The organism is Frankia sp. AiPa1 (genome assembly GCF_023243075.1).
Classification (GTDB): domain Bacteria; phylum Actinomycetota; class Actinomycetes; order Frankiales; family Frankiaceae; genus Frankia.
The window spans coordinates 220,094-245,355 of record NZ_JALKFZ020000002.1 but is presented as its reverse complement, the minus strand read 5'-3'; the positions used below and the strand labels follow the sequence as shown (position 1 = coordinate 245,355).

Genomic DNA, 25,262 nt, shown 5'->3' with positions numbered 1-25,262 from the left:
AGGGCGATACAGTCCCGCGCAATTGCTGGCCTACACCGCCGTGGATCTGACCGGCGGCGGCCTTGACGACGCCATGCGGGGCCGCGACGAGTTCAACTTCTCCGTCAACATTCCGTTCGGGGAAGCCAGTGTCGACGAGGTCCGCGCCGCCCTCGTCGAGCTGTCCCGCGAGCAGCACGCCCGATCCGGCAGCCTCCGGTAGACACCCTCGCCAACACCGCCGAGGGGCCGGATCCATGAGGCGAGACCGCCGTCGGCACGGCGGTACGTGCCGCTCCAAAGCCCTACACGTACCGCCTCAACGGGAAGCCCGCGCCTGCGGGCCCCGAACTCACGTCACCCGGAGGTCGGCCGCCGCGCCCGCCTGGCTGGGCGGCACCCGCGGCCCGCCGTCCGTAGCCGCTCGTACCAATGAGTCGTAGGTCTCGGCCGTCCGCACGAGTGGGACGTTCAGGGACACGGCGAAGGCGGCCAGCTCGTCCTGCACGACGGCCGCCGGGGCATCGTCAGGCACCAGGCGTTCCAGCTCCAGGAACGTGCCGACCCCCGCCACCTCGTCCAGGCACAACGACACCTCGCCGACCCGGCCGGCCCGGCGGGACTTTGCCACCCGCACCGTCGCCCAATAGCCCATGCGCAGAATCGCCTGATGCATGGCCGCCCGGTCCAGAACCTCCGTCTCATACTCCAGACAATCCTGGGCATTCGCTCCAGGCTGCTTCAGCGTGAACCAGTGACGTTCGCCTACTGACCGCAGGCGCGCAAACGCCACACCACGCTTACTGTCACCGAAGGACCAGCCCACCGGGGCGAACGCCTGATCATCCTGAAAGACCGGTTCCGAAAACTCCACGCCGGCCCAGCGGAGTGCTGCCGCCGCCTCCTCCAGATTATTCACCGCATATTTCACTTCCACCTCGCGCACGCACACTCCCTGTCGGATGATGTCTGATCTCCGGCCGCCGGCGTCATCCTGACAGATGCCAACCACCGGCCTCCGGTGGCTGATCCCACGGCTTGTCCGCCTGGCGGCGCCGCCTCACGGTCCGAGCCGCGATCGTCCGGACCGCAGGGGTGTCGCGGCATGTGCTCATCTGGAACGGCACGACGATCACATGGTCGCCGGTCTCCACCCATCCCGATTTCGAGTTACTGAATAGCTACACTCGGTGATAGCGTCCCCGGTGACGGCTGCGGTCGGCCCAGGTGCCCGGATGATCGGATGATCGGGCTACCGCCGCGGCCGACAGTGGCGATCCGTGCGTCCAGCCAGAGCTGTGCGCGCCGGGGGGAGTCCATATGCCCAGGGAGACGTCGGAACTGGCGACTGAGACGTCGGAGCAGCGCGGGCCCTCGGTGCCCACCGTGCCCTCCATGCCACCGAGTGGACGGTCCGGGCCGCTGGTGCCCCAGCCCAGCGGCCCCCGGCCTCGGCGCGCGCCGGCGGGCGTGGCACGGCCGGCGGCGGCCTTCCCGAAGGCGTCCGGCCCGCTCGAGCGGCGGCTGAAGGTGCTGGCCCTGGTTGGCACCCGGCCCGAGGTGGTCAAGCTCTCCCGAGTGCTCGCCGCCCTCGACCGTGCCGTGGACCTGCGCCTCGTGCATACCGGACAGAACTACGACCACGAGCTCTCGCAGATCTTCTTCGACGAGCTGGGCGTACGCCGCCCCGATCACACCCTCGACGCCGCGGGCGCCACTCCCGCGGAGACCATCAGTCGGCTCATCGCCCGCATCGATCCGATTCTGGCCGCAGAGGCGCCCGACGCCGTGCTCATCTACGGCGACACCAACACCTGCTACGCGGCGATCGCCGCCAAGCGCCGCCGGATCGTCGTCTTCCACCTCGAGGCCGGCAACCGCTGCTTCGACGAGCGGGTCCCCGAGGAGCTCAACCGCCGGGTCGCCGACCAGCTCAGCGACGTCCACCTCGCCGCGACCGAGCGGGCCCGCGGCCATCTGCTCGCCGAGGGCCGCCCGGGGGACCGGATCTTCGTCATCGGATCGCCGGTGCGCGAGGTGCTCACCCACTACGCGCCGCTGGTGGACACCTCGTCCGCGCTCGCCACGCTCGGTGTACAGGCGGGAAGATATCTGGTGGCCAGCATCCACCGGGAGGAGAACACCAACCGGCCCGAGGCGCTGCGGGCCCTGGTGGAGACGCTCAACCGCCTCGCCGTCCGCTACCGGCTGCCTGTGATCGTTTCGACGCATCCCCGGACCCGTGACCGGCTCGCCGAGCTGCGCCGCGCCGGACGGGCCCCGCTGGTCGACGAACGGGTCCGGTTCTGCCGGCCGTTCGGCTTCTGCGACTACATCGCGCTGCAACGGGCCGCGCTGTGCGTGCTGTCCGACAGCGCCGCGCTGACCGAGGAGGCCTCGCTGATCGGGTTTCCCGCCGTGCTCGTGCGGGATGCCCACGAGCGCCCCGAGGGGATGGACCGCGGCGTGCTCGTGTCCAGCGTGCTGCACCCGGATCGGATCCGCACGGCGGTCGAGCTCGTCATCCGCGAGGCCGAGAGCGACCGCCGACCGCGGATCGTCGCCGACTACGCCGCCGACGACGTCTCCCGCCGAGTCGTCCACATCATCGTCAGCTACGTCGATCACGTCCGTCGCACCGTCTGGTATGACGACCCCCACCTGCCCACCGGCCCCACCACTCCCGCCCCGGCCGAAAGCCACTGAACCGCCCGGTCGTGGCTGTGCTCGGGCATCGTGCGGTGCGGGGAGCCGCCGTGGAGCACCTTCGCCAGGTGGGTGAGGTCGATGACGACGAGCGCGACGTCCGCGCTCAGGTCGGTCACGGTCATGCGGGTTCCTTCCGTTCGGGGACGCGCCCGGCCGGAACACGTCCAGCCGAGGCAGGTTCGGACGAAGCAGGTTCGGACGAGGCAGGTTCGGATGGGGTCTGGTGGGGGTCGGTGGCGCGGTGAAGGACGCGCCGGGTCGGCAGGGCGGCGGCGATCACCAGCAGCAGGCTGATCACGGCGATAACGGTGGCCAGGTGGTGCAGCCCACCGCTGTCGGCCTGGTCGCCGAGGGTGAGGCCGACGAGCGCGGCGGCGAGGTTCGCCCCCACGTACTGGGACGTGCGGTAGAGACCAGAGGCGGTCCCCAGCCGTTCCGGCTGCGCCGCCGCGTACATGGCCGTCTGGTTGCCCATGTTGTTGAAGCCGTTGGGCAGCCCGAGCACGGCGGCGACGAGTAGCAGCACGATCACCGGCGTCGTTGCGCCGAGGCCGAGCAGGGCGAGGCTGCCGGCCAACAGGCCGACCGAGCCGAGGACGAGCAGCCGGCGGATACCACCCGACCGGGACATCCGGGTCGCGACCACGGTCGCCGCCACCCCGAAGCAGGCGACGGGCAGCACGACCAGCCCAGCCTGGGCGCTGCTCATCCCCCGGCTCTGCTCCAGCCACTGCGGCAGCCCGTAGAACACCGAGTAGAACACCACGTAGGTCACCGCGCAGCGCACGTACGTCGCCGTCAACGGCCGGTTGGACGCGAGCATCCGCACGTCGACGAACGGGCTGGACGAGCGACGCTCCCAGCCGACGAGGACCGCGGCGAGCACCACCGCCGCGGCCAGGTCGGGCCAAGCGGCCCCGCCCGCGACGGAGAACAGGAACAGCAGCAGGAAGATCATGGCGGCGGCGAACAGGACGATGCCGACCGGGTCCATCGCCCGCAGCGCTGACCGGGCGGACGTGCGCACCGGCGCGTCCCGGCGGACCCGACGCAGCGTGAGGACCAGCGCGAGCGCCGCGACGGGCAGGTTCACCCAGAAGATCGACCGCCAGCCGGCGAGCACGACGAGCACGCCGCCCAGTGGCGGCCCGAGGGCCACGGCCACCTGGGACGCGGCCGAGATCGCGCCCAGCGCCGGCGCGGAGCTTGCCCGCGGCCCCGTCCGGTCGGCCCAGTCCCGCACCAGCGCGATACCTGCCGGGTAGGCCGCCGACGTGCCCACGCCCAGCAGCACCCGCGCGGCCAGCAGGTAGCCGAGCGTCGGCGCGAACGGCGCGGCCACCGCCGCCACCATGATCATAATCAGGCCGACGCAGAAGATGCGGCGGGGGCCGAACTGGTCGGCGAGGCGTCCCATCGTCGGCTGGGCCACCGCATTGGCCAGGTAGAGCCCCGAGACCAGCCAGACCACGGAGGCGCCGGCGTCGAAATGCCCCCCGATCGCGACCAGCGCCACGGCAATCATGGACGAGTTGAGCGCGTTGAGCAGCGTCCCCAGCACAACCGGCAACAGCAACCGCACCGGCGGACGCTCCGCCCGCCCCCCGTCCCGCCCCGGCCCCCCCACTCGCGGCGGGGCCGAACCGGAAGCCGGGGCCGAGTCGGAGGCGGGGGCCAGGGCCGGGGCCGGGGCCGGGGCGACAGTGGCAGAGGCGATTGCGGCAGGGGCGGTGATGGTCGACGCCGATGTCAACGGGGGAGCCGCGGAGGCGGCGGCGGTCGAAGTAGGGGTGGTCGAGGTCGAGTTGGCGGAGGGAAAGTTGGGGGCGGGGATGGGGACTGTCCGAGTCCCGGTGTTTCTCATGGTCGTGTCCGACCTCCCGGCACAGGGGTGGTTCGGCGGTCCATGACGCTGACCGTCCGGACGCCAGTCGTCCAGAGATTCAGTCGTCCTGACAGCTGTCTTGGTGCATGTGTCCGGTGTCCTGGGGCGCGTATCCGGTCGCGATCTGTCCTGGGGTGCGTGCCCGGTCGCGATCACAGCCGTGGGGAGCTCTGGCCCGGATCACCGCCGCCCCAGCCCTCCCGCAGGTCACGATAAGTAGCCGAATTGGGAAGGCCTTACGCGCCAAGTCGATCTCTGTGGTCCTTCTATACGGTTTCGTGTCTGATTTGCCCGTACAGAAGGACCAGCAGAGGGACCACGGCCACCCGGCAGCCTCCTTGGTCGTCGCAGATTGTGATGGGTGGGGCTTGCGCGGTTCCACGCCGCCCCCTGTTCGCAACCGAGCACAGGTCCCGGACGCCGGTCGTCCCGACCAGGCGTCCTGGACGGCAGCCGTCCCAGAGCTCGGTGGTCCTGACAGCCGTCCTGGACGTTGGTGGTCCTGACAGCCGTCCCAGACGTTGGCGGTCCTGGACGTCGGTGGTCCTGAGGGTTGTTGTGGACGTCAGTCGTCGAGGATGGAGGGGTCGGGCTCGGCCAGCAGGGACAGCAGCCGCGCCGACACCCGCAGGAGGTCCTGTTCCAGCGGGGACAGCCGTTTGTCGATCACCTGGGCGAGCCAGGCGTCCCGTTGGCGTCGGTCGGAGCGCAGCAGCTCACGGCCGGCACCGGTGATCGAGATGATCAGCTGGCGGCCGTCCGTGGGGTGGCCTGCGCGGGCCACGAGCCCGGAGTCCTCCAGCGCGGCGAGGGTGCGCGTCATCGTCTGCGGCTGCACCCCCTCCGCGGCTGCGAGGCTCTTGGGACTGGTCGGGCCGAGCCGATGGAGCCGGGAGAGCACCGACATCTGGGTCAGCCCGAGCTCGTGGGCGGGGCGCTCCTGGCGCAGCCGGCGAGCCAGCCGCCCGACCGCCACCCGCACCTCGCTGGCGAGCGAGTCACCGAGGGACTCGAGGTCCTCGTCACCAAGTCCATCGTCACCAAGCCCGTCGCTCATATTGTCAGCATAGCTTATCAGCTCGGGTTCTTAAACTGGGGTGCCAGGGGGCTGTGGAACACCCGGAGATCGCCGAATGAGACCCTCCCCCAAAGGTGACGATCACCACTGTCTGCACCGTCAGTCGGAGCACAAGCCACCGGTTGTAGCTGAAGGGGGGCAACTTATCGCCTATCAGCGCTGGCCGTACCCCCGACACCCACCGAATAAGCTCACGGATAGTGATAGTGGATCGACGTTCCAGCCCTCCGCGAACAGATCGGCAGGCGCGACTTGCTTCCCAGTAAAGATGTTCGCCATGTGTACTATCTGGAGCCATGGTTCTCACGAGGGGAGGGGTAGCTCCGGTGTCTCCTGCTCCGCACTCACTGCGCGGGCCGCTCGCGGGCCTGCGGGTCGTGGACGTCGCCACCCTGTTCGCCGGGCCGTTCGCGGCCCGCCTGCTCGGGGACTACGGCGCTGATGTGATCAAGGTAGAGCACCCTGACGGTGATCCACTGCGGGCCATCGGCCCGGACGAGCAGGTCGCCGCATCCCTCGCCGCCGCTGACCCCGTTGCCCACCAGCAGGTTCGCACTGTCGCCGGGCATACTCTGCTCGACCTCGACCAGCCTGGTGCTGCTCGCCCGGATCGACGCGGCGCGCGGTGACCGGGCGTTGTGCGAGCGGCGGGTGGCCCGGTTGCGTGCCGAGGTCGGTCCGTACGGCATCGACCTGCTCGACCCATACGCCGAGGGTGCGCTGGGTCTCGCCGTGATCGGCCACGGAGACCATGACGTCGCCACGGTCGCCCTGACCGACGCCTGGGTCCGAGCCCGCCAGCTCGGCATCGGTTGCCCCGTCAGCCGCGGTCGGCGGCGGGGTCCTCGGCGAGCAGGGCGACGAGCTGGGCGTACAGGGCCGGGGGCGCGGCGACGGTGAGATCCTCGCTGGCGGGACCGCCACGCAGGTCGCTGACGCGCAGCCCCGCCTCGGCGGCGACCAGCCCGCCGGCGGCGTGGTCCCAGGGCTTCAGACCGCGTTCGTAGTAGGCGTCGAGGACGCCCTCGGCGGCGGCGCACAGGTCCAACGACGCCGCGCCCATCCGGCGGATGTCGCGGACCCGCGGAATCACCCGGGTGAGCACGGCGACCTGGGCGGTGCGGCGGGCGACGGTGTAGCCGAACCCGGTCGCCACCAGGGCACGCGCGAGCTCCGTCTCGGTCGATCCGGACAGCGCGGCGCCGTCCCCGCGCGCGCCGTCGTCCTGGAAGGCGCCGTCGTGGCGCAAGGCGCCCCCGCCGCGCGTGGCGGTGAACGTGACTCCCGCCTGACCCATCGCCGGGGCGTGCACGACGCCGGCGACGATCTCGCCGCCGACCTCCGCGGCGATCGAGACCGCCCAGTTCGGCAGGCGGTAGAGGAAGTTGACGGTGCCGTCGAGCGGGTCGACGATCCAGCGCACCCCGGTGGAGCCGGTGGAGTCGGACCCCTCCTCGCCGAGCAGGCCGTCCCCGGGACGCAGCTCACCGAGCCGGCGGGCGACCAGCGCCTCGGACGCCCGGTCGAGGGCGGTGACGACGTCGGTGGGGGAGGACTTCGTCGACTCGGTGGCGACCTCACCCTCGCGGCCCCGGGCCAGCAGCTCCCCCGCCTCGCGGGCGATCGTCAGCGCGACATCGAGCAGGGCGTCCGGATCGGGCAGGTCGCTCATCGGGCGGCGCTCCATGCACTCGGGAGTTCGGGGCAGGTGAGGGTCGGGTACGCCCATCCTGCCAAAGCCTTCCGCTCGGCCCTGCAGTCGGGCGAACCGTGGACACGTCACGCGGATGGGGCGCGGCGGGTGGTGGGGATCGGGAACGATCGGCGGGCCCGTAGGATCGATGGCGTGGTTGCAGCTGACGATACGGATCGATCGACCCGCGGGGTGCCCGCGAAGCCCACCCTCGACGGCATCGAGGCGCGCTGGTCGGCCGTATGGCAGGACGAGGGCACGTACGCCTTCGACCGCACGGCCGAGCGTGCCCGGGTGTACTCCATTGACACCCCACCGCCGACCGTCTCCGGGTCGCTGCACGTAGGCCACGTCTTCTCCTACACGCACACCGACGTCGTCGCCCGGTACCAGCGGATGCGCGGCCGTGAGGTCTTCTACCCGATGGGGTTCGACGACAACGGCCTGCCGACCGAACGCCGGGTGCAGAACTTCTTCGGCGTGCGCTGCGACCCCTCGCTGCCATACGACCCGCGGTTCACCCCGCCGGCGAAGCCCGGCAAGGACCAGCTGCCGATCTCGCGGCGTAACTTCGTCGAGCTGTGCGAGCGGCTCACCCTCGAGGACGAGAAGGGCTTCGAGGAGCTCTGGCGCCGGCTCGGCCTGTCGGTCGACTGGTCGCGGACGTACGCCACCATCGACGGGCGCTCGCGTGCCGTCGCGCAGCGGGCGTTCCTGCGCAACCTCGCCCGTGGGGAGGCCTACCTCGCCGAGGCACCGACGCTGTGGGACGTCACGTTCCGTACGGCGGTCGCGCAGGCGGAGCTGGAGGACCGGGAGCGTCCCGGCGCCTACCACACGCTGGCGTTCCCCCGGTCGGACACCGAGTCCGAGCCTGTGATCATCGAGACGACCCGGCCGGAACTGCTGGCGGCGTGCGTGGCGCTGGTGGCGCATCCGGACGATCCGCGCTACCAGGCGCTGTTCGGGTCGACGGTGCGCACGCCCCTGTTCGAGGTCGAGGTGCCGGTGGTCGCCCACCGGCTCGCCGACCCCGAGAAGGGCTCCGGCATCGCCATGATCTGTACGTTCGGTGACCTCACCGACGTCATCTGGTGGCGGGAGCTGCGGCTGCCGAGCCGCGCCGTCGTCGGCCGCGATGGTCGGCTCGTCCCCGACGCGCCGCAGGCCGTCACCTCGTCCGCCGGGCAGGCGCACTACGCCGAGCTTGCCGGCAAGACCGTGCACAGCGCCCGCACGCGCATCGTCGAGCTGCTCACCGAGTCCGGTGCGCTGCGCGGCGAGCCGCGGCCGATCAGCCATCAGGTGAAGTTCTACGAGAAGGGCGACCGCCCACTCGAGATCGTCACCACCCGCCAGTGGTACATCCGCAACGGCGGGCGGGACGAGGCGCTGCGCGCGCGGCTGCGCGGGCGGGGCCAGGAACTGCGCTGGCATCCCGAGTACATGCGGGTGCGGTACGAGAACTGGGTGGACGGCCTCAACGGCGACTGGCTGATCAGCCGCCAGCGCTTCTTCGGCGTTCCGTTCCCCGTCTGGTACCCGTTGGACGAGATGGGCGCCCCGCGCCACGACGCGCCGATCGTCCCCGACGAGGCGTCGCTGCCCATTGATCCGTCCAGCGACACCCCGCCCGGTTACACCGAGGCGCAGCGGGGCGTGGCCGGCGGGTTCGCCGCCGATCCGGACGTGATGGACACCTGGGCGACGTCCTCGCTCACCCCGCTGATCGCCGCCGGCTGGGAGAGCGACCCGGACCTGTTCGCCCGGGTCTTCCCGATGGACCTGCGGCCCCAGGCACACGAGATCATCCGCACCTGGCTGTTCTCGACGGTCGTGCGCTCAGAGGCCGAGTTCGGGGTGCTGCCCTGGTCGAACGCGGCGATCTCGGGCTGGATCCTCGACCCGGACCGCAAGAAGATGTCGAAGTCCAAGGGCAATGTGGTCACGCCGCTGGCCACCCTGCGGGAACTCGGCTCGGACGCCGTCCGCTACTGGGCCGCCTCCGGCCGTCCCGGCACCGACACCGCCTACGACGTCGGCCAGATGAAGAACGGCCGCCGCCTCGCCATCAAGATCCTCAACGCCAGCCGCTTCGCCCTGGGGCTCACCGCGCAGGCCGATGCCGATGCCGATGCCGGCGCTGGTGCCGCTGAGTCCGGCACTGCCGGGGCTGGGGCCGGGGACGCCGGCCTGCCGGCCGTGGTGGTCGAGCCGGTGGATCGGGCACTGCTCGCCGCGCTCGCCGACGTGGTCGATGCCGCGACCGTCGCGCTCGACGGCTACGACTACGCGCGGTCCCTGGAGCTCACCGAGTCGTTCTTCTGGCGGTTCTGCGACGACTACGTCGAGCTCGTCAAGGGCCGGGCCTACGGCTCGTTCGGTCCGGCCGGCGCCGCATCCGCGCAGGCCACGCTGACGGTGGCGCTCTCGGCGCTGCTGCGGCTGTTCGCCCCGGTGCTGCCGTTCGTCACCGAGGAGGTCTGGTCCTGGTGGCAGGCCGGCTCGGTGCACCGCTCACCCTGGCCGGACGCGGCGGAGATCCGCAAGCTCGCCGACTCCGGCCGTGCCGACCTGCTCGACGCGGTCGGCATGGCCCTGGCCGGCGTGCGCAAGGCCAAGTCCACGGCGAAGGTCTCGATGAAGGCCGAGGTCACCGAGGCCCGCGTCGCCGGTGACCCTGACGTCATCGCCCTCGTCGAGGCCGCCGCCGCCGACCTGCGCAGTGCCGGCGGCATCCGCGAGCTCACCCTCACCCCCACCACCGGCAACCTCACCGTCGACGTCACCCTCGCCTGAGGCCGAGGACCGCTTCCGACCCGCCACGGTCTCGCCGCTCGCCGTCAGGCGGCGGCGCGGCGGTTCCGCGGAACACCATGATTGCCTGGCGGTTCCGCGGAACACCGGGTTGGGGTGCTCTGCCTGGTTCGCATCTTCTGTCCGTGGGGAGCACGGTCGGGACGCCATGGACCCCCCGCTGCGCCGCCTGGCGCAGTGGGCACTGACCAAGGACGTCTCCCGCCGACCCGGGATCATCGACCTGCTGGGTGCCCTGCGGGTGCGCTGAGCGCGGCCCGTGTCACGTCGGGGGCACCTGGCCCGTCTGGTGGGCAGGATGGCTGTCGAGGGCGCTGGAGGTGGCGATGACGCCGGTCGAGAACTGGCCAGTCGATGACGGGCCGGCCATCAACGCGCTGCCGCTGGCGGCGGCGTTTGAACGGGAGCGGGGGCATCTGCGGGGGGTGGCGTACCGGCTGCTCGGGTCGCTGTCCGACGCCGAGGACGTCGTGCAGGAGGCATGGCTACGGCTGGAACGCGTCGACGCGGGTGAGATCGACGATCTGCGAGCGTGGCTGACGGTCGTGGTCTCGCGGCTGTGTCTCGATCAGCTGCGCTCGGCCCGGGCCCGGCGGGAGGGATACATCGGGCCCTGGCTGCCCGAGCCCTTGGTCCGTTGGCCCGGCGCCGCCGCGTTCGATGGCTCGGTCGGTGGTGGCGGGGACGGGTACGCGGGGACGGACGCGGCGGGCGGGCAGCCGGATCCGGCGGACCGGGTGACCCTCGCCGAGTCGGTGAGCATGGCGATGATGGTGGTGCTGGAGGCGCTGAGCCCCGCGGAACGGACCGCGTTCATCCTGCATGACGTGTTCGACTACGACTTCGCCGAGATCGCCGCCGCGACCGGGCGCACCCAGGCCGCGGCCCGCCAGCTCGCCAGCCGGGCCCGCCGGCACGTCCGGGACCGGTCGGTGCGCTTCGAGCCTGATCCGGGGCTGCGCCGCCAGGTTGCCGAGGCCTTCCTGGCCGCGGCGGCCGGCGGTGACCTTGCCGGGCTCACCGCCCTGCTCGACCCGGATGTCGTCGTCCGCTCCGACGGCGGCGGGCTGGCCCGCGCCGCCCGCCGTCCCGTCACCGGCGCCGACCGGGCCGCCCGCTTCCTGATCGGCATCATCGAGAAGGGCCTGCGTGAAGCCGGTCCGGATGCCTGGACCCGGGCCGTCGACGTCAACGGCGAGCCCGGTTTCGCCTGCCACGACGGTCACAAGCTGCGCACCATCGCGAGCCTGCACGTCGTGGCCGGCCGGATCACCGAGGTCAACATCGTGGTGAACCCCGAGAAGTTGCGCCACCTCAGTCGAGGCGGCGCAGATCCTGGCGGTAGCGGCGGCCGTTGGTGACGTAGAAGGAGGCCGCGAGGACCTGGCCCGTCGAGTCGTTGCCCGCGACCACCTTCGCGGGGACGCCGAACGCCCGCGAGCCGGGGGGCACCTGCGTGCCGCCGACGACGACGGCGCCCGCGCCGACCAGCGAACCCCGTCCGATCCGGACCCGGTGCAGCACGATCGACCCGGACCCGACCAGAGCGCCGTCCTCGACGATGCATCCCTCCAGATGGGCGAGGTGACCGACGGTGCAGTCGTCCCCGATGACCGTCGGAGACTCGGCGGTCGTGTGCACCACCGTGCCATCCTGGATGGACGTCCGGGCGCCGATGGTGATGGTGCCGTAGTCGCCGCGCAGCACCGCCGCCGGCCACACCGTCGATTCCGGCCCGATCGTCACCGCGCCGATGACGGTGGCCTCCGGATGGACGTAGGCCGTCGGGTCGATGGTCGGGACAGCGTCTCCCAGGGCGTACACAGCCACGCGAGCTCCCAGCACTCAGGGGTCCGGCCCAGCCGAAGGTCCGGCCCAACCCGTCCATCCTGCCCATTCGGCCGGGCGGACGCCGCCTGCCGGGGAGACGGCCGGCCGGCTGGGGGACGGAGCCGAGGTCGTCAGGCTCTGTCGGTGGCCAGCTCGGTCCTGAGCATGCCGGGCGGCGGGGAGCCCGTGGCCCGGGCCCAGGTACGCGCCGCGGCCCGCTCGGCGGCGAGCCGCCCGAGGCCGATCGCCAGGCCCGAGATCGCCGCCCAGAGGATGGCCTCGGCCAGCGCCGTGTCCGGATCGGCCGGGTTCACCGGTGGGTTGGTCCGGCGCACCTTCTTGTACGCGAGCGTCACGCCGCGGCTGGCCGCTGTCCCGGCGAGCGCCGTCGCCGCACCGCCGACGACCTTCCATCCCAGTTTCGATGCCGCCTTCGCCACCCCAACATCCCTCCCGTCGCAGAGCGGCCCAGGTCGGCCCGCCCGTGCTGTCCTTTCCCGAACGCCGCCGCTTACTCCGGACCCGCGCACCCGGCTGCGCGCGTCCGCGCGTCGGCCGTCACCATCATCATCGGTGCACATCGGCGCCGACACGCCGGTATTCGGCGCCCCGGCCCTCGCGGCGGTCACCGAATCTCACGATCGCGTCACCCTTCGTGTGGTTCGCCGAGCAAGATCCGCCTATGGGGGTCCCTCTGGGGGGACGGATCGGACACCAAGGCCCCCATGGCGACCCGTTTGGATCATGGCACCCGTGGTGCTGTCACGGAGGGTTCCTTCTGGTGTCGAAAGCCCTGCGCGGGCCCTGGTCGGTGGACGGGCCGGCCAGCCGGGGGGATGGCGGGGAGCTGGGACATGGCCGGGCGGGAGCGCGGCGGAGGATGGGCCTAGGGTGCAGATCGTGGTACGTCCCACCATCCGTGCCAGCCGAGCTCGGTCGGGCGTCCAGTGCCCGCCGTCCAGCGCCCGCCGTCCCGTGCCAGCCAGCGCCTTGTCCGCCAGGTAGGAGAAGTATGACCGCCACCGATCCGATCGTCGCCGACCCGCCCGGACGGGTGGGGGATACGGCACCTTCCGGGCGGATGGAGGGGCCGGGTGTGACTGCCCGAGGGGCGGACGGCACGGCGGCGCGGCCCGGATGGGCGGAGACCGGGATGGAACGGGTGGAGGTGCTGGTGCGCCGTCTGGATCCCGAGCTCGCCGGGCCGGTGTACGCGCAGCCGTCCGACGCCGGGGCGGACCTGGTCAGTGCGCGGGACGTGACGCTTGGGCCGGGGGAGCGGGCGGTGGTCGGGACGGGCACGGCGATCGCGCTGCCCCCCGGGTACGCGGCGTTCGTACATCCGCGCAGTGGGCTCGCCGCCCGGCACGGGGTGACGGTGGTCAACGCGCCGGGCACGGTGGACGCCGGTTACCGTGGTGAAATAAAGGTTGTTCTGATCAATACCGATCGATCCGAATCGATCACGTTGCGCCGCGGAGACCGGATCGCGCAGCTCGTCGTGCAGAAGATCGAGCACGCGCTCTTCCGGGAGGTCGACGAGCTGCCCGCATCGGTGCGGGGCGTCGGCGGCTTCGGCTCGACCGGCGGTTTCGGGGGGACAGGAAGGGAGACCACACGTGTTCGGCCGCCGGCGTAGGGAAACAGAGCTGGACGACCTGCCGCAGGGGGCGCCGCGGGCCGGGCTCGAGGCCGGCGAGGACGGGGCCACGGCGACTGCCGGGCAACCGATTCCCGACGTGCCCGACGGGCCGTACGACGTCACCGAGTCGCCGGATGACGGCGTGCACCGGCTCGATCTCGGTGCGCTGCGACTGCCGGCGCTGCCGGGAGTTCAGGTGCAGTTCCAGGTGGACGAGGCGACGGGGCAGCCGCTCACGGTCGTCATCACCGACGGGCGCAGTGCCATGGAGCTCTCCGTGTTCGCCGCGCCGAAGAGCCGGGGGCTGTGGGACGAGGTGCGCGCCGAGATCCTCGAGGGCGTGGAGACGTCCGGCGGGACCGAGTCGGCCGGCTCGTTCGGGCGGGAGTTGCGGATTCCGTTGCCGACGGGACGGCCGCGCGAGACCATCCCCGCCCGCATGCTCGGGATGGACGGTCCCCGCTGGTTCCTGCGGGTGGTGGTCACCGGTGCCGCGGGCAGCGATGCCGGGGCGGCACCCCTGCTCGAGGAGACACTGCGCCGGCTGGTGGTTGCCCGAGGCGACGACGCCATGCCGGTGCGGGACCCGCTGCCGCTGACCCTGCCGCGCGAGGTCGCCGATCATCCGGACGGACCCGACGCGTCCACCTCGGCGACCAGCGGACGGCCGGAGATGCCCGTTCCCGGCGTGCGTACCGCCGAGATCCGCTGACTTTCCCACCGACCCACCACGTCTGGTAGCCGTCTGACGGCTCGCCGTGGCCAAAGTGCCGCGCTGTCGCCCTTCGCCCCGGATCACTCGATCGGACGGGCTTTGCGGGGGCACACTGTGCCTCGGTCGTTCGTTGCAACAGACGTGTCCGGGCAGACCTGCTCGCGCGGGATCGGAGGAGCCGTGGGCGAGCCACGCAGTTGGTGGGCGCGCAAGTTCCACAAGCTGACGGCAGGGGTCAGCGAGCTGGATGCGGAGGACCTGCAAGCGGCCGCGGCAGCGGCCGGCGCCGCGCCGATGAGTCGCTGTCGTGACCGTGATGAGATCTGCGTCGCGGGTACCATACAGGCGGTGACGGTCCGCGCGGGCTCGGGGGCGCCCAACCTCGAGGTCGATCTGTACGACGGCAGCGGCACCGTGACCCTGGTCTTCCTCGGTCGGCGCGACATCCCCGGCCTGCGGGCCGGCGCGTCGGTCAAGGCGTCCGGCCGTCTGACGTTGTCGGACGGCCGCCCGGCCATCTTCAATCCGCGTTACGAACTGCTGCCGGTCTCCTCCGCCAGCGCCTGACCCGCGCGCGGGGCGTCCCACCGCGGGCGCCCCGCCCGGCGGAGCCCGGCGCGGCGGGGAGACCCAACCGACCGACAGGAACCTCCACCGACGATGCCGCGCATGCCTGCTCCCGACGCCCCGCCGATGACGTTGTCCGAGGCCATCGGCGGGCCTCGGGGGATCATCGACAGCTCTCTGCCCACCGTGGCGTTCGTGGCGGTCAACGCCCAGGCCGGGCTGACGGCCGGCATTGTGGTCGCCGTCCTGACCGCCGTTGGCCTGCTCGTGCTGCGGTTCGCGCGCCACGAGCCGGTGCAGCAGACCTTCTCCGGCCTGTTCGCCGTCGCCTTCGCCGCCTTCGTCGCCTCCCGCACGGGGGACGCGAAGGGCTTCTTCCTGCCCGGCATCGCCAAGAACGCCCTGGGTGTGATCGTGGCGCTGACCTCGGTGGCGCTGCGCCGGCCGGTCGCCGGTTACCTGATGGCCGGCCTCGACGTCCGCTACCTCGGCTGGCGGGACGACTCCCGCCAGCGTCGGGCCGCGATCTGGGCGACGCTCGTCTGGGCCGCGGTGTTCGGGGTGCGCTTCGCGGTGCAGGGTGTGCTCTATCTCGCCGACCAGGACGGTTGGCTCGCGGCGGCGAACATAGCACTCGGCCTGCCGTTGTTCGGCGTCGCGGTGTTGGCGAGTTTCGCCCTCGTGCGCCGCCTGGCCCCCCTGCCGCCCGCGCCGCCGGCCGCCGCGGACGCGACCGTCGTCGACGGCGAGGTCATCGTGAGCGACCGGCGGGGTGGTGAGCGGCACGGTGGTGAGCGGCACGGTGGTGAGTCGTCGACCGGGCCGGGCGGACCGCAGGGTCCGGGCTGGCCGTCCTGAGCCCGCCTGATCAGGTGCCGGAGTCCGGCGGCGGCGGGCCGAGCAGGACGGCGAGCTGCTCCTCGGCCTCGAGGGTGGTGGCGACGGCCAGTACCTCGTCGCCGGCCTCCAGGGTCGCGTCCGGGGAGGGGATGACGGCGCGGCCGTCGCGCAGGATCACCACCAGGGCACTGTCGGCCGGCAGCTCGAACTCGCCGAGGCGCCGCCCGGTGAGGGGGGCGTCCTCGGCGAGGGTGAGCTCGACCAGGGACGCGTCGCTCTGCCGGAAGCGCATCAGCCGGACCAGGTCGCCAACGCTCACGGCCTCCTCCACGAGCGCCGTGAGCAGCCGCGGCGCGGACACCGCGACGTCCACACCCCACGAGTCGGTGAACAGCCACTCGTTCTTGGGATGGTTCACCCGGGCGACGACCCGTGGTATCCCGAACTCGGTCTTCGCCAGCAGCGAGACGACCAGGTTCACCTTGTCGTCCCCGGTCGCGGCGACGAGCACGGCGTAGTCGTTGAGGCCGGCGGCGTCGAGCTGGGCCAGCTCACAGGCGTCGGCGAGCAGCCAGCTGGCGCCGGGCAGGGCGTCGAGGCGGACCTTCGCCGGGTCCCGTTCGATCATGAGCACCTCGGCGCCGTTCTCCAGGAGCTCGCCGGCGATCGAGCGGCCCACCTTGCCGGCACCGGCGATCACCACGCGCCGGTCGGACGGCCGGACGGGTGCCCTCCTGACCGTGGTCTCGGCGGTGGCCATCTCGGGGATGGCCGCGGCGGCGGTGGGGGTAGCTGCCTCGGGAGCGGTCACGATCAGCCTTCCTCGGGGCCGCGGCGCAGCACCGCGTCGGCCTCGGCGGCGTGCGCTTTGGGGACGGCCACGTGCAGCACGTCGCCGTCCTGGACGAGGGTGCGAGCGTCGGGCAGGGCACCCTCGCCGAACCGGGTTACGCACACCACCCGCACTCGCGCGGATTCCTCGAGCTCGCGCACCTTGCGCCCGACCCAGCCGGGGCCGGGGGGCACCGCGGTGAGCAGCACCGAGCCGGACGGGTCGGACCACTGGGGGGTGACCGCCTCCGGCAGCAGGCGCCCGAGGATCTGGTCGCGGGTCCAGCGCACGGTCGCGACGGTGGGGATTCCCAGGCGTTCGTACACCTCGGCGCGGCGTGGGTCGTAGATCCGGGCGACGACCCGCTCGACGCCGAACATCTCCCGGGCGACCCGGGCTGCGATGATGTTCGAGTTGTCGCCGCTGGACACCGCGGCGAACGCCGTCGACCGCTCGATGCCGGCCTCTACCAGGGTGTCCCGGTCGAAGCCCATGCCGGTCACCCGTTGGCCGGTGAAGTCGGCGGGCAGGCGGCCGAAGGCGGCCGCGTTCTGGTCGATGATCGCCACGGAATGACCGAGCCGCTCGACACCACGGGCGAGAGCGGAGCCAACCCGGCCACAGCCGAGGATCACGACATGCACGAGGGATGAGCGTAGCCGCATCCGATCCCCGCGGCGCGAATCATCCCGGAGACGTTCTGTATAGGAGCTGATGCTCGGCGGACGGCCATGAGGCGACGAGGGGGCAGCGGCCGGACTGTGACCAACCGGTGGCCCAACGGCAGCGGGTGGTACGGGCAGACCGGTTTCGCCCTGGCTGACCTCGGCGCTCGCGGCGTCGGCCGGCAATTCTGTGTCGCACATCACAACTGTGATGTGTGGTCCGTCGCGTCGGTAGCATCCCCCGCGTGGCGCTCACGGACCGGCTGAAGCGCGGCTTTGTCGGTCGTCCCATCGGTAGCGACCGGCTCGGCGAGACCCTGCTGTCCAAGCGGGTCGCGCTACCCGTGTTCGCCAGCGATGCCCTCTCCTCCGTCTCGTACGCGACCGAGGAGATCCTGCTCGTGCTCTCGCTGGGCGGGCTGGCCTTCTATCACGTCTCGCCGTGGCTGGCGGTCGCCGTCATCGTGCTGATGCTGACGGTGGTCGCGTCCTACCGGCAGAACGTCCATGCCTATCCGAGTGGCGGCGGCGACTACGAGGTCGCCTCGGTCAACCTCGGTCCGCGTGCCGGCCTGCTCGTCGCCAGTGCCCTGCTGGTCGACTACGTGCTGACCGTCGCCGTGTCGGTGTCCGCCGGGGTCGCGAACCTCACCTCCGCGGTGACCGGCCTCGCCTCGTACCGAGTGATCATCGCGGTCATCATCGTCGTGGTGCTGACGATGATGAACCTGCGCGGGGTGCGGGAGTCGGGTACGGCCTTCGCCATCCCGACCTACGGGTTCGTCGCCGGCGTGTTCGTCATGATCATCACTGGTCTGATCCAGACCGCGACCGGGCACACCCCGCGGGCGCAGAGCGCCGGCTACCACGTGGTCGCCGAGCACAACTACGCCGGGTTCGCCCTCGCCTTCCTCGTGCTGCGGGCGTTCGCCTCAGGCTGCACGGCGCTCACCGGCGTCGAGGCGATCAGCAACGGCGTGCCCGCGTTCCGTAAGCCGAAGAGCCGCAACGCCGCGACGACGCTGCTTCTGATGGGCGTCATCGCGGTCACCATGTTCGCCGGCGTGACGGCGCTGGCGATGATCTCGCATGTGCACGTCGCCGAGCACACCAGCGACCTCATCGGGGCGCACGGCGACCAGCCGACCGTCATCACCCAGGTGGCCGCGGCCGTGTTCGGCCATGACTCGCCTGGGTTCGTCTACATCGCCGCAGTGACGACCCTCATCCTGATGCTGGCGGCGAACACGGCGTTCAACGGCTTCCCGGTGCTGGGCTCCATCCTTGCCCGGGACGGCTACCTGCCCCGTCAGCTACACACCCGCGGCGACCGGCTGGCCTACTCCAACGGCATCGTGCTGCTGTCGAGCTTCGCCGCGCTGCTGATCATCCTTTACCACGCGCAGGTCACCCAGCTCATCCAGCTCTACATCCTCGGGGTGTTCATCTCGTTCACCCTGAGCCAGACCGGGATGGTGCGGCACTGGGCGCGCATCCTGCGGTCGGACGACCCGCAGGCCAGCGATCCCGTCGCCCGGCGACGCATCCGCCGGTCACAGACGATCAACTTCTTCGGTGCCTGCCTCACCGGCACGGTGCTGGTGCTGGTGCTGGTCACGAAGTTCACCCACGGCGCGTGGATCGTCTGCCTCGCGATCCCGATCATCTTCATGGGGATGCGTGGCATCCGTGGACACTACGACCGGGTGGCGATCGAACTCACCCCCGAGCCCGGCCCGCCGACCCTGCCCTCGCGGGTGCGCGGCGTCGTCCTGGTCAGCAAGATCCATGCGCCGACGCTGCGGGCGCTCGCCTACGCCAAGGCGACCCGGCCGAACAGCCTGGTCGCCCTCACCGTCGCCGTTGACCAGGCCGATGCCGACCGGCTGCGGGCCGCCTGGCAGGAGCGCGGGATCACGATCGACCTCGTGGTGCTGGCCTCGCCCTACCGTGAGGTCACCCGGCCGGTGCTGGAGTACGTCGCCCGCATCCGCCGGGAGAGCCCGCGCGACGTCGTCTCCGTGTTCGTCCCCGAGTACGTCGTCGGCCACTGGTGGGAGCACCTTCTGCACAACCAGAGCGCTCTGCGGCTCAAGGCCCGGCTGCTGTTCCAGCCCGGGGTGATGGTCACCAGCGTGCCCTGGCAGCTCGCCTCGTCGAGCCGCGTCGAGGGACGGCTTGAGCGGACCAGCGCCGGTGCCGTCCGACGCGGCCAGCCCGCCTCCCCCGCGCTGCCTGCGTCCGCCGCGCCGTCGGCGCCGTCCGGCGCGCCCGGCTCGTCCGGCTCGTCCGGTGGGACGGGAACGCCGGCCGGAATCGGTTCGTCGACGACGGAGGACGAGTGAGCCCCGGCCGACGGGCCCTGAAGCCAACTCGGGCGGCAACGCCAGCCCCGGCGTCGACGTCAGCGCAGGGGGCGACGTCAGCGCAGGGGGCGACACCGGCCCGCCGGCCGGCGCCGGCCACGACGCCGGCATCGGCTCCTCCCGGCGCGGTCGGGACGGTGCGGGAACTGGTGGTGGGCCGGATCGCGCACGGCGGGTTCTGCGTCGCGCGGGACTCCGGTCGGGTGATCTTCGTCCGGCATGCGCTGCCCGGCGAGCGGGTGCGGGCTCAGATCACCGACGACGCCCATGACCGTTACTGGCGGGCGGACGCCGTGGAGATCCTCGAGCCGTCCCCGGACCGGGTCGTGCCACCCTGCCCACACGCCGGTCCCGGCGCCTGCGGCGGCTGCGACTGGCAGCATGCCTCCCTGGAGGCACAGCGACGGGGCAAGGCCGAGGTCGTCGTCGAGGCGCTGCGCCGCTTCGGTGGCCTGGCCGACCCGGGCCCGGTCGTCGTCGAAGCAGTGTCGGTCGCGGCTGCTGGCCGGCCTGATGGTGCTGAGCTTCAGGGTGCTGAGCTTCAGGGTGCTGGGCTTCAAGGTGTTGGGCCTGAAGGTGCTGAGCTTGAAGGTACGCAGCCCGACGGACATGGCTGGCGGACCCGGATGCGCTTCGCCGTCACCGCCAACGGTCAGGCCGGTCTGCGGCGCAGCCGCTCCCGAGCGGTGTTGGCCACCCCGGACTGCCGCATCGCGCATCCGTTGGTGACCGGGGCGCTTGCCGGACGGAGTTTCCCCGGTGGTGTCGTGGTCGAGGTCGCCGCGAGCCCCGCCTCGGGTGAGGTGGCGGTCGCGGTCCACGCCGACGGGGATCCCGCCGCGAGGGCGTCCGGGGCGCCCGGCCGTGCCCGCCAGATGGCCGAGGCCGGCGAGGCGGCCGAGGTGGTCGAGGCCGGTCAGGTGGTCGAGGTGGTGCGGCGGCGGCGCTTCACCGTCGGACCGGGGGTGTTCTGGCAGGTGCATCCGGGCGCACCGGAAGTGCTGGTCGAGGCGGTTCTGGCCGGGCTGCGGCCGCAGGCGGGGGAGACCGCGCTCGACCTGTACGCAGGGGCCGGACTGTTCGCCGCTTTCCTCGCCGACCAGGTGGGAGCGTCCGGGCGGGTCGTCGCGATGGAGTCGGACGCGGCGGCGGTGGCGGCGGCGGCGGGCAACCTCGCCGACCTGCCGCAGGTTTCCCTGCGCCCGGTGCGGGTGACGCCCGCGTCCGTGCGGGGCGTTCTCGGCACGGGGCCCTCGGCCGGGCGGGTCGACTGTGCCGTGCTGGACCCCCCGCGTGCCGGTGCCGGTGCGGAGGTGGTGGGTGCCCTGTTGGGGCACCACCCGCGTGCCGTCGCGTACGTCGCATGCGACCCGGTGGCCCTGGGACGGGATCTCGCCACCGCCCAGGCCTGTGGTTATGAGATGACTTCGCTGCGTGCGTTCGACCTGTTCCCGATGACGCATCACGTCGAGTGCGTCGCGATTCTTGCACCCAGGGTCAGATAACCCTGCGTGCCGAATGGCGCACGGAAGGTGTTGGTCGGCGGGTTGTCGACGCGCTGTCGACCTTCTGTGTGGCCGGACCGTGTCTCGACGTGTCGCCGCGCGCCACACCGGGGCGCAACACTCGCCTGCGTGGCCGAATCCGGACCAGCAGTGGGCACTCGGGGTTGCTGATACTACCCCGCCACCGCCTATTACCCTGCGTTCCGCGAGGAACTCACATGTCGTCTGGGTGTCTGCGAGGCCCCAGCTGACCTGCGTAGACTTTGCCGGACCCGGACCGATCCCCTTTCGGGAGAGGGAGTTCCCGCCGTGTCGCTTCTGTCCACGATCAGCTGTCCCCAGGACGTCAAGCGCCTCGACCATGAGGAGCTCGGCACCCTGGCGGCCGAGATCCGTGATTTCCTCATCCACGCCGTTGCGCGTACCGGGGGCCACCTCGGCCCCAACCTCGGGGCCGTCGAGCTGACGCTGGCGATCCACCGAGTGTTCGACTCGCCGTTCGACCGGATCCTGTGGGACACCGGACATCAGTCCTACGTCCACAAGATGCTCACCGGTCGGGTCGACGAGTTCGACAACCTGCGTCAGAAGGGCGGCCTGTCCGGTTACCCGAGCCAGGCCGAGTCCGAGCACGACATCATCGAGAACTCGCACGCCTCGACGGCCCTGTCGTACGCCGACGGGCTGTCCCGCGCCTACGCCCTGCGCGGCGAGGACCGCGCGGTCGTCGCCGTCGTCGGCGACGGCGCGCTGACCGGCGGTATGTGCTGGGAGGCGCTGAACAACATCGCCGCCGGTGACCGTCCGGTCGTCGTGGTGGTCAACGACAACGGCCGTTCGTACGCGCCGACGATCGGTGGCCTCGCCGACCATCTCGCCGCGCTGCGCCTCGCGCCCGAGTACGAGCAGGTCCTCGACGTCGTCAAGCAGGTCCTCGGCCGCACGCCGCTGGTCGGCGCGCCGCTGTTCGACGCGCTGCACGGCATCAAGAAGGGCATCAAGGACGTCGTCCAGCCGCAGGGAATGTTCGAGGACCTCGGCCTGAAGTACGTCGGACCGGTCGACGGGCACGACACCGCCGCCGTCGAGTCCGCCCTGCGCCGGGCCCGGGACTTCGGCGGCCCGGTCATCGTCCACTGCGTGACCCGCAAGGGCTTCGGCTACCCGCCGGCCGAGCAGGACCAGGCCGACAACTTCCACGGCGTCGGCGTCATCGACCCGGCCACCGGCAAGCCGGTCTCCACCGCGAAGACCACCAGCTGGACGAAGGTCTTCTCCGACGAGATCGTCCAGATCGGTGCCGAGCGGCCCGACGTGGTCACCCTGACCGCGGCGATGCTGGCGCCGGTCGGCCTCAGCCCGTTCGCCAAGGCCTACCCGGACCGGGTCTTCGACGTCGGCATCGCCGAGCAGCACGCGGTCACCTCCGCCGCGGGCCTCGCGCTCGGCGGCCTCAAGCCCGTCGTCTGCCTGTACGCGACGTTCCTCAACCGGGCCTTCGACCAGGTCCTGATGGACGTCGCGCTGCACCGCCAGCCGGTGACGTTCGTGCTCGACCGCGCTGGGGTCACCGGCGAGGACGGCGCGTCCCACAACGGTATGTGGGACATGTCGTTCCTCCAGGTCGTCCCCGGCCTCGCCATCGCCGCCCCGCGGGACGCGCCGACGCTGCGCGCCGAGCTGCGCGAGGCCGTCGAGACCATGGACAAGCCCACCGTGGTGCGCTTCCCCAAGGGCACGGTCGCCGCCGACGTCCCCGCCATCGACACCGTCGGTGGCGTCGACGTGCTGTTCCGCTCGCCCGCTGTGGCGCGGCACCGCGAGGTGCTGCTCGTCGCGGTCGGCGCGATGGCGGCCACCTCGCTGGAGGTGGCCCACCTGGTCGCGAGCCAGGGCATCGGCATCACCGTGGTCGACCCGCGCTGGGTCAAGCCGCTGCCGACCGCCCTCGTCGGCCTCGCCCGTGACCACGACCTCGTCGTCACCATCGAGGACAACGGCCGGGTCGGCGGGGTCGGTTCGTCGCTGGCGCAGTTGCTGCGCGACAGCGACGTGGACGTGCCGCTGCGCGACTTCGGCATCGCCCAGCGCTTCCTCGACCACGGCAAGCGCAACGAGATCCTGGCCGAAGTCGGCCTTGCCCCACAGGACCTCGCCCGCAAGGTCGTCGAGGCCATCGCCAGGCGGCAGGCCATCCTGGACGACGACCCGTCGGCCATCGCCACCGCGGAGTCATCCGCGGTGGCGTCGGTGTCGCAGGCCAAGGCGAAGGCCCCGGGCTCCCAGCGCACCGGCAGTCAGTCGGCCGGTCAGCAGGTCGCCGACCAGCGCTGACCCAGCCCGCTGACCAGCCCGCCGAGCCGATCGGCGCTGAGCCGACCAGAGATCATCGGCCGGTGCGGACCCTCCGTCCCGATCAGTGGATGGCCCGTGCACCAGGTGCCAGCCAGCCGCCTCTCTCCGGCGGCTGGCTGGCATCCGCTTCTGGCCATTGCTGTCTGTAGCGACCGCTCGGGCAAGATCCGGCTACACGGGTCGTCGTGGGGGGCATATCGGGCATGAACCCGCCCACGGCGACCTTTTTGGATCTTGCCCCGCCGCGGGGCCCGGTTTCGCCGTCACGCACGGTGTTCTCCCGCCGATGTGCCGTGCCGGTGGCGGCCTCGCTGCGGCCAGGTGATGCGTGCCGGCCTAGGCTGTTCTGGTGGGTCAGCATTCCGCACCCGGCACACGCGGACGGGCGTCGGTCTCGTCGGGTCCGCCGCCTTCGGGCCAGGCGCCTTCGGGTCAGGCGTTGCCGGCTCCTGCCGCGTCCTCGGTATCAGGCACCGCCGTGGGCCGGGCCTTGACGCCGGATACCGTTCCGGATCCGTCGGCGGCATCGGCGTCGCGGTCGGGTCGACGTGATCTGCGGTGGTGGCTGACGCGGGGGGCGCTGGTCGTGGCCCTCGGGTTGCTCGCGCTCGCGCTGGCCGACCAGTGGAAGGACGTGCGCGACTCGTTCTCCCAGCTCACGGTCGGTGGTGTCGGGTCGTCCGGGGTGCTCACGGTGCTGGCCGTCGGCACCACGGTGCTGTCCTGGCGGGCGCTGCTGGCCGGGCTCGGCGCGAAGCTACCGTTGCGGGCGGCGGTGCGAATCTTCTTCGTCGGGCAGATCGGCAAGTACATCCCGGGCAGCGTGTGGCCGGTACTGGCGCAGATGGAGCTGTCCCGCGACTACGGGATCTCCCGACCGAAGGCCGCGTCGGCGAGCCTGGTCGTGCTTGCCCTGGCCGTGCCCAGCGGCGGACTCGCCGCGGCGGTCACGCTGCCGTTCGTCTCCGCGCACGCACTGGCGAGCTACTGGTGGGCGCTGGTGTGCGTGCCGGTGTTCGCCGTGCTGCTGTTCCCACCCGTGCTGTCCCGGCTGCTCTCGCTCGCGTTCCGGGTGCTGCGCCGACCGGGGCTCGACACGCCGTTGACACTTCGTCCGATCGCGGCCGGCGCCGGCTGGCTGCTGCTCAGTTTCTGCTGGTACGGCCTGGCGACCTGGCTGCTGGTACGTGATCTCGATCCACAGGTCGGCGGCGCGCGGCTGATCACACTCTCGGTCGGTGCCTATGCGCTGGCCTGGACCGCCGGCTTCCTGGTTCTGGTGCTGCCGGCCGGGGCGGGAGTGCGGGAGGCCGTCCTCGTGCTCGCCCTCGCGCCCGCGATCGCCAGCGGCCCGGCGACGCTGGTCGCGCTGGTCGCGCGGCTGCTGGCGACCGTCGCCGACCTGGTCTGGGCGGCGGCCGGCGTGGCGTTGCGTCAGCGGGGAAGTGGCCGTGTCGAGGTTGCCGCCGTCCAGGCTGGTCCGGTGGATGCCGGGGCGGACACAGCCGCCCGGAACATCGACACGGACGCGGGTACCGTCAGGCGTCGATGAGCTTCGGGTCACTGCCCTGCCGTGCCGATCCGCGGGGCGGGAGTTGCGCCGAGGGCATCGGCGTCGGGGAGGAAAAACCGGCGATCCGGTCTGCGGCGCCCCCCGAGAAGTCTGCCGCCAGTCGGATGTCTGATCCGGGCTGCCCGATCCGCGCGGATCGGGGCAGGATAATGCCACCATCGGCGGTTGACGTCCGGTTCGGCATCCGCCGGGTGGGTCGTGGCGCGAGGGA

22 protein-coding genes are annotated in these 25,262 nt (G+C 71.9%); 14 read left to right on the top strand and 8 right to left on the bottom strand.

All coding sequences use genetic code 11. From position 1 onward, the window contains the following. The first annotated feature begins 22 nt into the window (after window positions 1-22). Window positions 23-202: a hypothetical protein gene (locus MXD95_RS02275; protein WP_250638795.1), complete on the top strand. Its 180-nt coding sequence runs from the start codon at window positions 23-25 to the stop codon at window positions 200-202. A gap of 129 nt (window positions 203-331) precedes the next feature. Here MXD95_RS02275 and MXD95_RS02270 read toward each other — a convergent pair whose 3' ends face one another. After that, the gene (locus tag MXD95_RS02270; protein ID WP_250638794.1) at window positions 332-925 is read right to left on the bottom strand and encodes a class IV adenylate cyclase; all 594 of its coding nucleotides are present in this window, start codon (window positions 923-925) and stop codon (window positions 332-334) included. 374 nt (window positions 926-1,299) lie between these two features. On the opposite strand from MXD95_RS02270, the gene wecB reads away from it, so the two are divergent. Continuing rightward, on the top strand, window positions 1,300-2,685 hold the full coding sequence (gene wecB, locus MXD95_RS02265) for a non-hydrolyzing UDP-N-acetylglucosamine 2-epimerase (RefSeq protein ID WP_250638793.1): 1,386 nt from the start codon (window positions 1,300-1,302) through the stop codon (window positions 2,683-2,685). A gap of 121 nt (window positions 2,686-2,806) precedes the next feature. On the opposite strand, the gene MXD95_RS02260 is transcribed toward wecB, so the two are convergent. Then, complete coding sequence (locus MXD95_RS02260) at window positions 2,807-4,270, bottom strand: MFS transporter (protein ID WP_250638792.1); 1,464 nt, start codon at window positions 4,268-4,270, stop codon at window positions 2,807-2,809. Between the two features lie 151 nt (window positions 4,271-4,421). Between MXD95_RS02260 and MXD95_RS02255 the strand changes: the two genes are divergently transcribed. Beyond that, entirely contained in the window at window positions 4,422-4,598 is a 177-nt protein-coding gene (locus MXD95_RS02255; RefSeq protein WP_250638791.1) for a hypothetical protein, read from the top strand. 540 nt (window positions 4,599-5,138) lie between these two features. Here the strand turns inward: MXD95_RS02255 and MXD95_RS02250 are convergent. Continuing rightward, complete coding sequence (locus tag MXD95_RS02250) at window positions 5,139-5,630, bottom strand: MarR family winged helix-turn-helix transcriptional regulator (protein WP_250638790.1); 492 nt, start codon at window positions 5,628-5,630, stop codon at window positions 5,139-5,141. A 317-nt stretch (window positions 5,631-5,947) separates the two neighbouring features. Between MXD95_RS02250 and MXD95_RS29505 the strand changes: the two genes are divergently transcribed. Beyond that, window positions 5,948-6,280, top strand: coding sequence for a CoA transferase (locus MXD95_RS29505; RefSeq protein ID WP_480024027.1), 333 nt, complete (start codon window positions 5,948-5,950; stop codon window positions 6,278-6,280). Between the two features lie 191 nt (window positions 6,281-6,471). Here MXD95_RS29505 and MXD95_RS02240 read toward each other — a convergent pair whose 3' ends face one another. Beyond that, window positions 6,472-7,323, bottom strand: a complete 852-nt coding sequence (locus tag MXD95_RS02240; protein WP_250638789.1) for an inositol monophosphatase family protein — start codon at window positions 7,321-7,323, stop codon at window positions 6,472-6,474. A gap of 174 nt (window positions 7,324-7,497) precedes the next feature. Here MXD95_RS02240 and valS point away from each other — a divergent pair, with 174 nt between their 5' ends. Both valS and sigJ read left to right on the top strand, forming a co-directional pair. Beyond that, window positions 7,498-10,143, top strand: a complete 2,646-nt coding sequence (valS, locus tag MXD95_RS02235) for a valine--tRNA ligase (protein ID WP_250638788.1) — start codon at window positions 7,498-7,500, stop codon at window positions 10,141-10,143. Between the two features lie 344 nt (window positions 10,144-10,487). Further along, window positions 10,488-11,522 (top strand): RNA polymerase sigma factor SigJ, encoded by a 1,035-nt coding sequence (sigJ, locus tag MXD95_RS02230; RefSeq protein WP_250638787.1) that lies wholly within the window; start codon window positions 10,488-10,490, stop codon window positions 11,520-11,522. Here sigJ and MXD95_RS02225 read toward each other — a convergent pair. Then, window positions 11,476-11,991, bottom strand: a complete 516-nt coding sequence (locus tag MXD95_RS02225; protein WP_250638786.1) for a gamma carbonic anhydrase family protein — start codon at window positions 11,989-11,991, stop codon at window positions 11,476-11,478. The two genes, sigJ and MXD95_RS02225, sit on opposite strands and share 47 nt — an antisense overlap. Before the next feature lie 131 nt (window positions 11,992-12,122). Continuing rightward, window positions 12,123-12,431 carry a DUF4235 domain-containing protein gene (locus tag MXD95_RS02220; protein WP_250638785.1) on the bottom strand — a complete coding sequence of 103 codons (309 nt, stop codon included), beginning with the start codon at window positions 12,429-12,431 and terminating at the stop codon, window positions 12,123-12,125. 572 nt (window positions 12,432-13,003) lie between these two features. On the opposite strand from MXD95_RS02220, the gene dut reads away from it, so the two are divergent. From dut to MXD95_RS02200, 4 genes are all read left to right on the top strand, one after another. Continuing rightward, window positions 13,004-13,630: a dUTP diphosphatase gene (gene dut / locus MXD95_RS02215; protein WP_308301429.1), complete on the top strand. Its 627-nt coding sequence runs from the start codon at window positions 13,004-13,006 to the stop codon at window positions 13,628-13,630. Continuing rightward, window positions 13,611-14,345 (top strand): DUF3710 domain-containing protein, encoded by a 735-nt coding sequence (locus tag MXD95_RS02210; protein ID WP_374121940.1) that lies wholly within the window; start codon window positions 13,611-13,613, stop codon window positions 14,343-14,345. Before dut ends, MXD95_RS02210 begins: the two co-directional genes overlap by 20 nt. A gap of 183 nt (window positions 14,346-14,528) precedes the next feature. After that, window positions 14,529-14,915, top strand: coding sequence for an OB-fold nucleic acid binding domain-containing protein (locus tag MXD95_RS02205; RefSeq protein WP_250638784.1), 387 nt, complete (start codon window positions 14,529-14,531; stop codon window positions 14,913-14,915). Window positions 14,916-15,008: 93 nt separating this feature from the next. Then, the gene (locus MXD95_RS02200; RefSeq protein ID WP_250638783.1) at window positions 15,009-15,773 is read left to right on the top strand and encodes a DUF3159 domain-containing protein; all 765 of its coding nucleotides are present in this window, start codon (window positions 15,009-15,011) and stop codon (window positions 15,771-15,773) included. Window positions 15,774-15,783: 10 nt separating this feature from the next. Here the strand turns inward: MXD95_RS02200 and MXD95_RS02195 are convergent, their stop codons facing one another. Both MXD95_RS02195 and MXD95_RS02190 read right to left on the bottom strand, forming a co-directional pair. After that, window positions 15,784-16,515, bottom strand: a complete 732-nt coding sequence (locus MXD95_RS02195; RefSeq protein ID WP_250638821.1) for a potassium channel family protein — start codon at window positions 16,513-16,515, stop codon at window positions 15,784-15,786. A gap of 53 nt (window positions 16,516-16,568) precedes the next feature. Beyond that, entirely contained in the window at window positions 16,569-17,231 is a 663-nt protein-coding gene (locus MXD95_RS02190) for a potassium channel family protein (RefSeq protein WP_250638782.1), read from the bottom strand. A 266-nt stretch (window positions 17,232-17,497) separates the two neighbouring features. Here MXD95_RS02190 and MXD95_RS02185 point away from each other — a divergent pair, with 266 nt between their 5' ends. The 4 genes from MXD95_RS02185 to MXD95_RS02170 all read left to right on the top strand — a co-directional run bounded on the left by MXD95_RS02185 (window position 17,498) and on the right by MXD95_RS02170 (window position 25,030). Beyond that, window positions 17,498-19,597, top strand: coding sequence for an APC family permease (locus MXD95_RS02185; RefSeq protein WP_250638781.1), 2,100 nt, complete (start codon window positions 17,498-17,500; stop codon window positions 19,595-19,597). Between the two features lie 158 nt (window positions 19,598-19,755). Beyond that, the gene (locus MXD95_RS02180; protein WP_250638780.1) at window positions 19,756-21,123 is read left to right on the top strand and encodes a class I SAM-dependent RNA methyltransferase; all 1,368 of its coding nucleotides are present in this window, start codon (window positions 19,756-19,758) and stop codon (window positions 21,121-21,123) included. A gap of 309 nt (window positions 21,124-21,432) precedes the next feature. Beyond that, window positions 21,433-23,457, top strand: coding sequence for a 1-deoxy-D-xylulose-5-phosphate synthase (dxs, locus tag MXD95_RS02175; protein ID WP_250638779.1), 2,025 nt, complete (start codon window positions 21,433-21,435; stop codon window positions 23,455-23,457). A gap of 511 nt (window positions 23,458-23,968) precedes the next feature. Further along, window positions 23,969-25,030, top strand: a complete 1,062-nt coding sequence (locus tag MXD95_RS02170) for a lysylphosphatidylglycerol synthase transmembrane domain-containing protein (protein ID WP_374121939.1) — start codon at window positions 23,969-23,971, stop codon at window positions 25,028-25,030. Window positions 25,031-25,262 lie beyond the last annotated feature (232 nt).

Bases quoted from the DNA above. Each gene is read 5' to 3' on its own strand.
- wecB (WP_250638793.1), top strand. From the start codon at position 1,300: ATGCCCAGGGAGACGTCGGAACTGGCGACTGAGACGTCGGAGCAGCGC.
- MXD95_RS02255 (WP_250638791.1), top strand. From the start codon at position 4,422: ATGGTCGACGCCGATGTCAACGGGGGAGCCGCGGAGGCGGCGGCGGTC.
- MXD95_RS02250 (WP_250638790.1), bottom strand. From the start codon at position 5,630: ATGAGCGACGGGCTTGGTGACGATGGACTTGGTGACGAGGACCTCGAG.
- MXD95_RS29505 (WP_480024027.1), top strand. From the start codon at position 5,948: ATGGTTCTCACGAGGGGAGGGGTAGCTCCGGTGTCTCCTGCTCCGCAC.
- MXD95_RS02240 (WP_250638789.1), bottom strand. From the start codon at position 7,323: ATGAGCGACCTGCCCGATCCGGACGCCCTGCTCGATGTCGCGCTGACG.
- sigJ (WP_250638787.1), top strand. From the start codon at position 10,488: ATGACGCCGGTCGAGAACTGGCCAGTCGATGACGGGCCGGCCATCAAC.
- dut (WP_308301429.1), top strand. From the start codon at position 13,004: ATGACCGCCACCGATCCGATCGTCGCCGACCCGCCCGGACGGGTGGGG.
- MXD95_RS02200 (WP_250638783.1), top strand. From the start codon at position 15,009: ATGCCGCGCATGCCTGCTCCCGACGCCCCGCCGATGACGTTGTCCGAG.
- MXD95_RS02195 (WP_250638821.1), bottom strand. From the start codon at position 16,515: ATGGCCACCGCCGAGACCACGGTCAGGAGGGCACCCGTCCGGCCGTCC.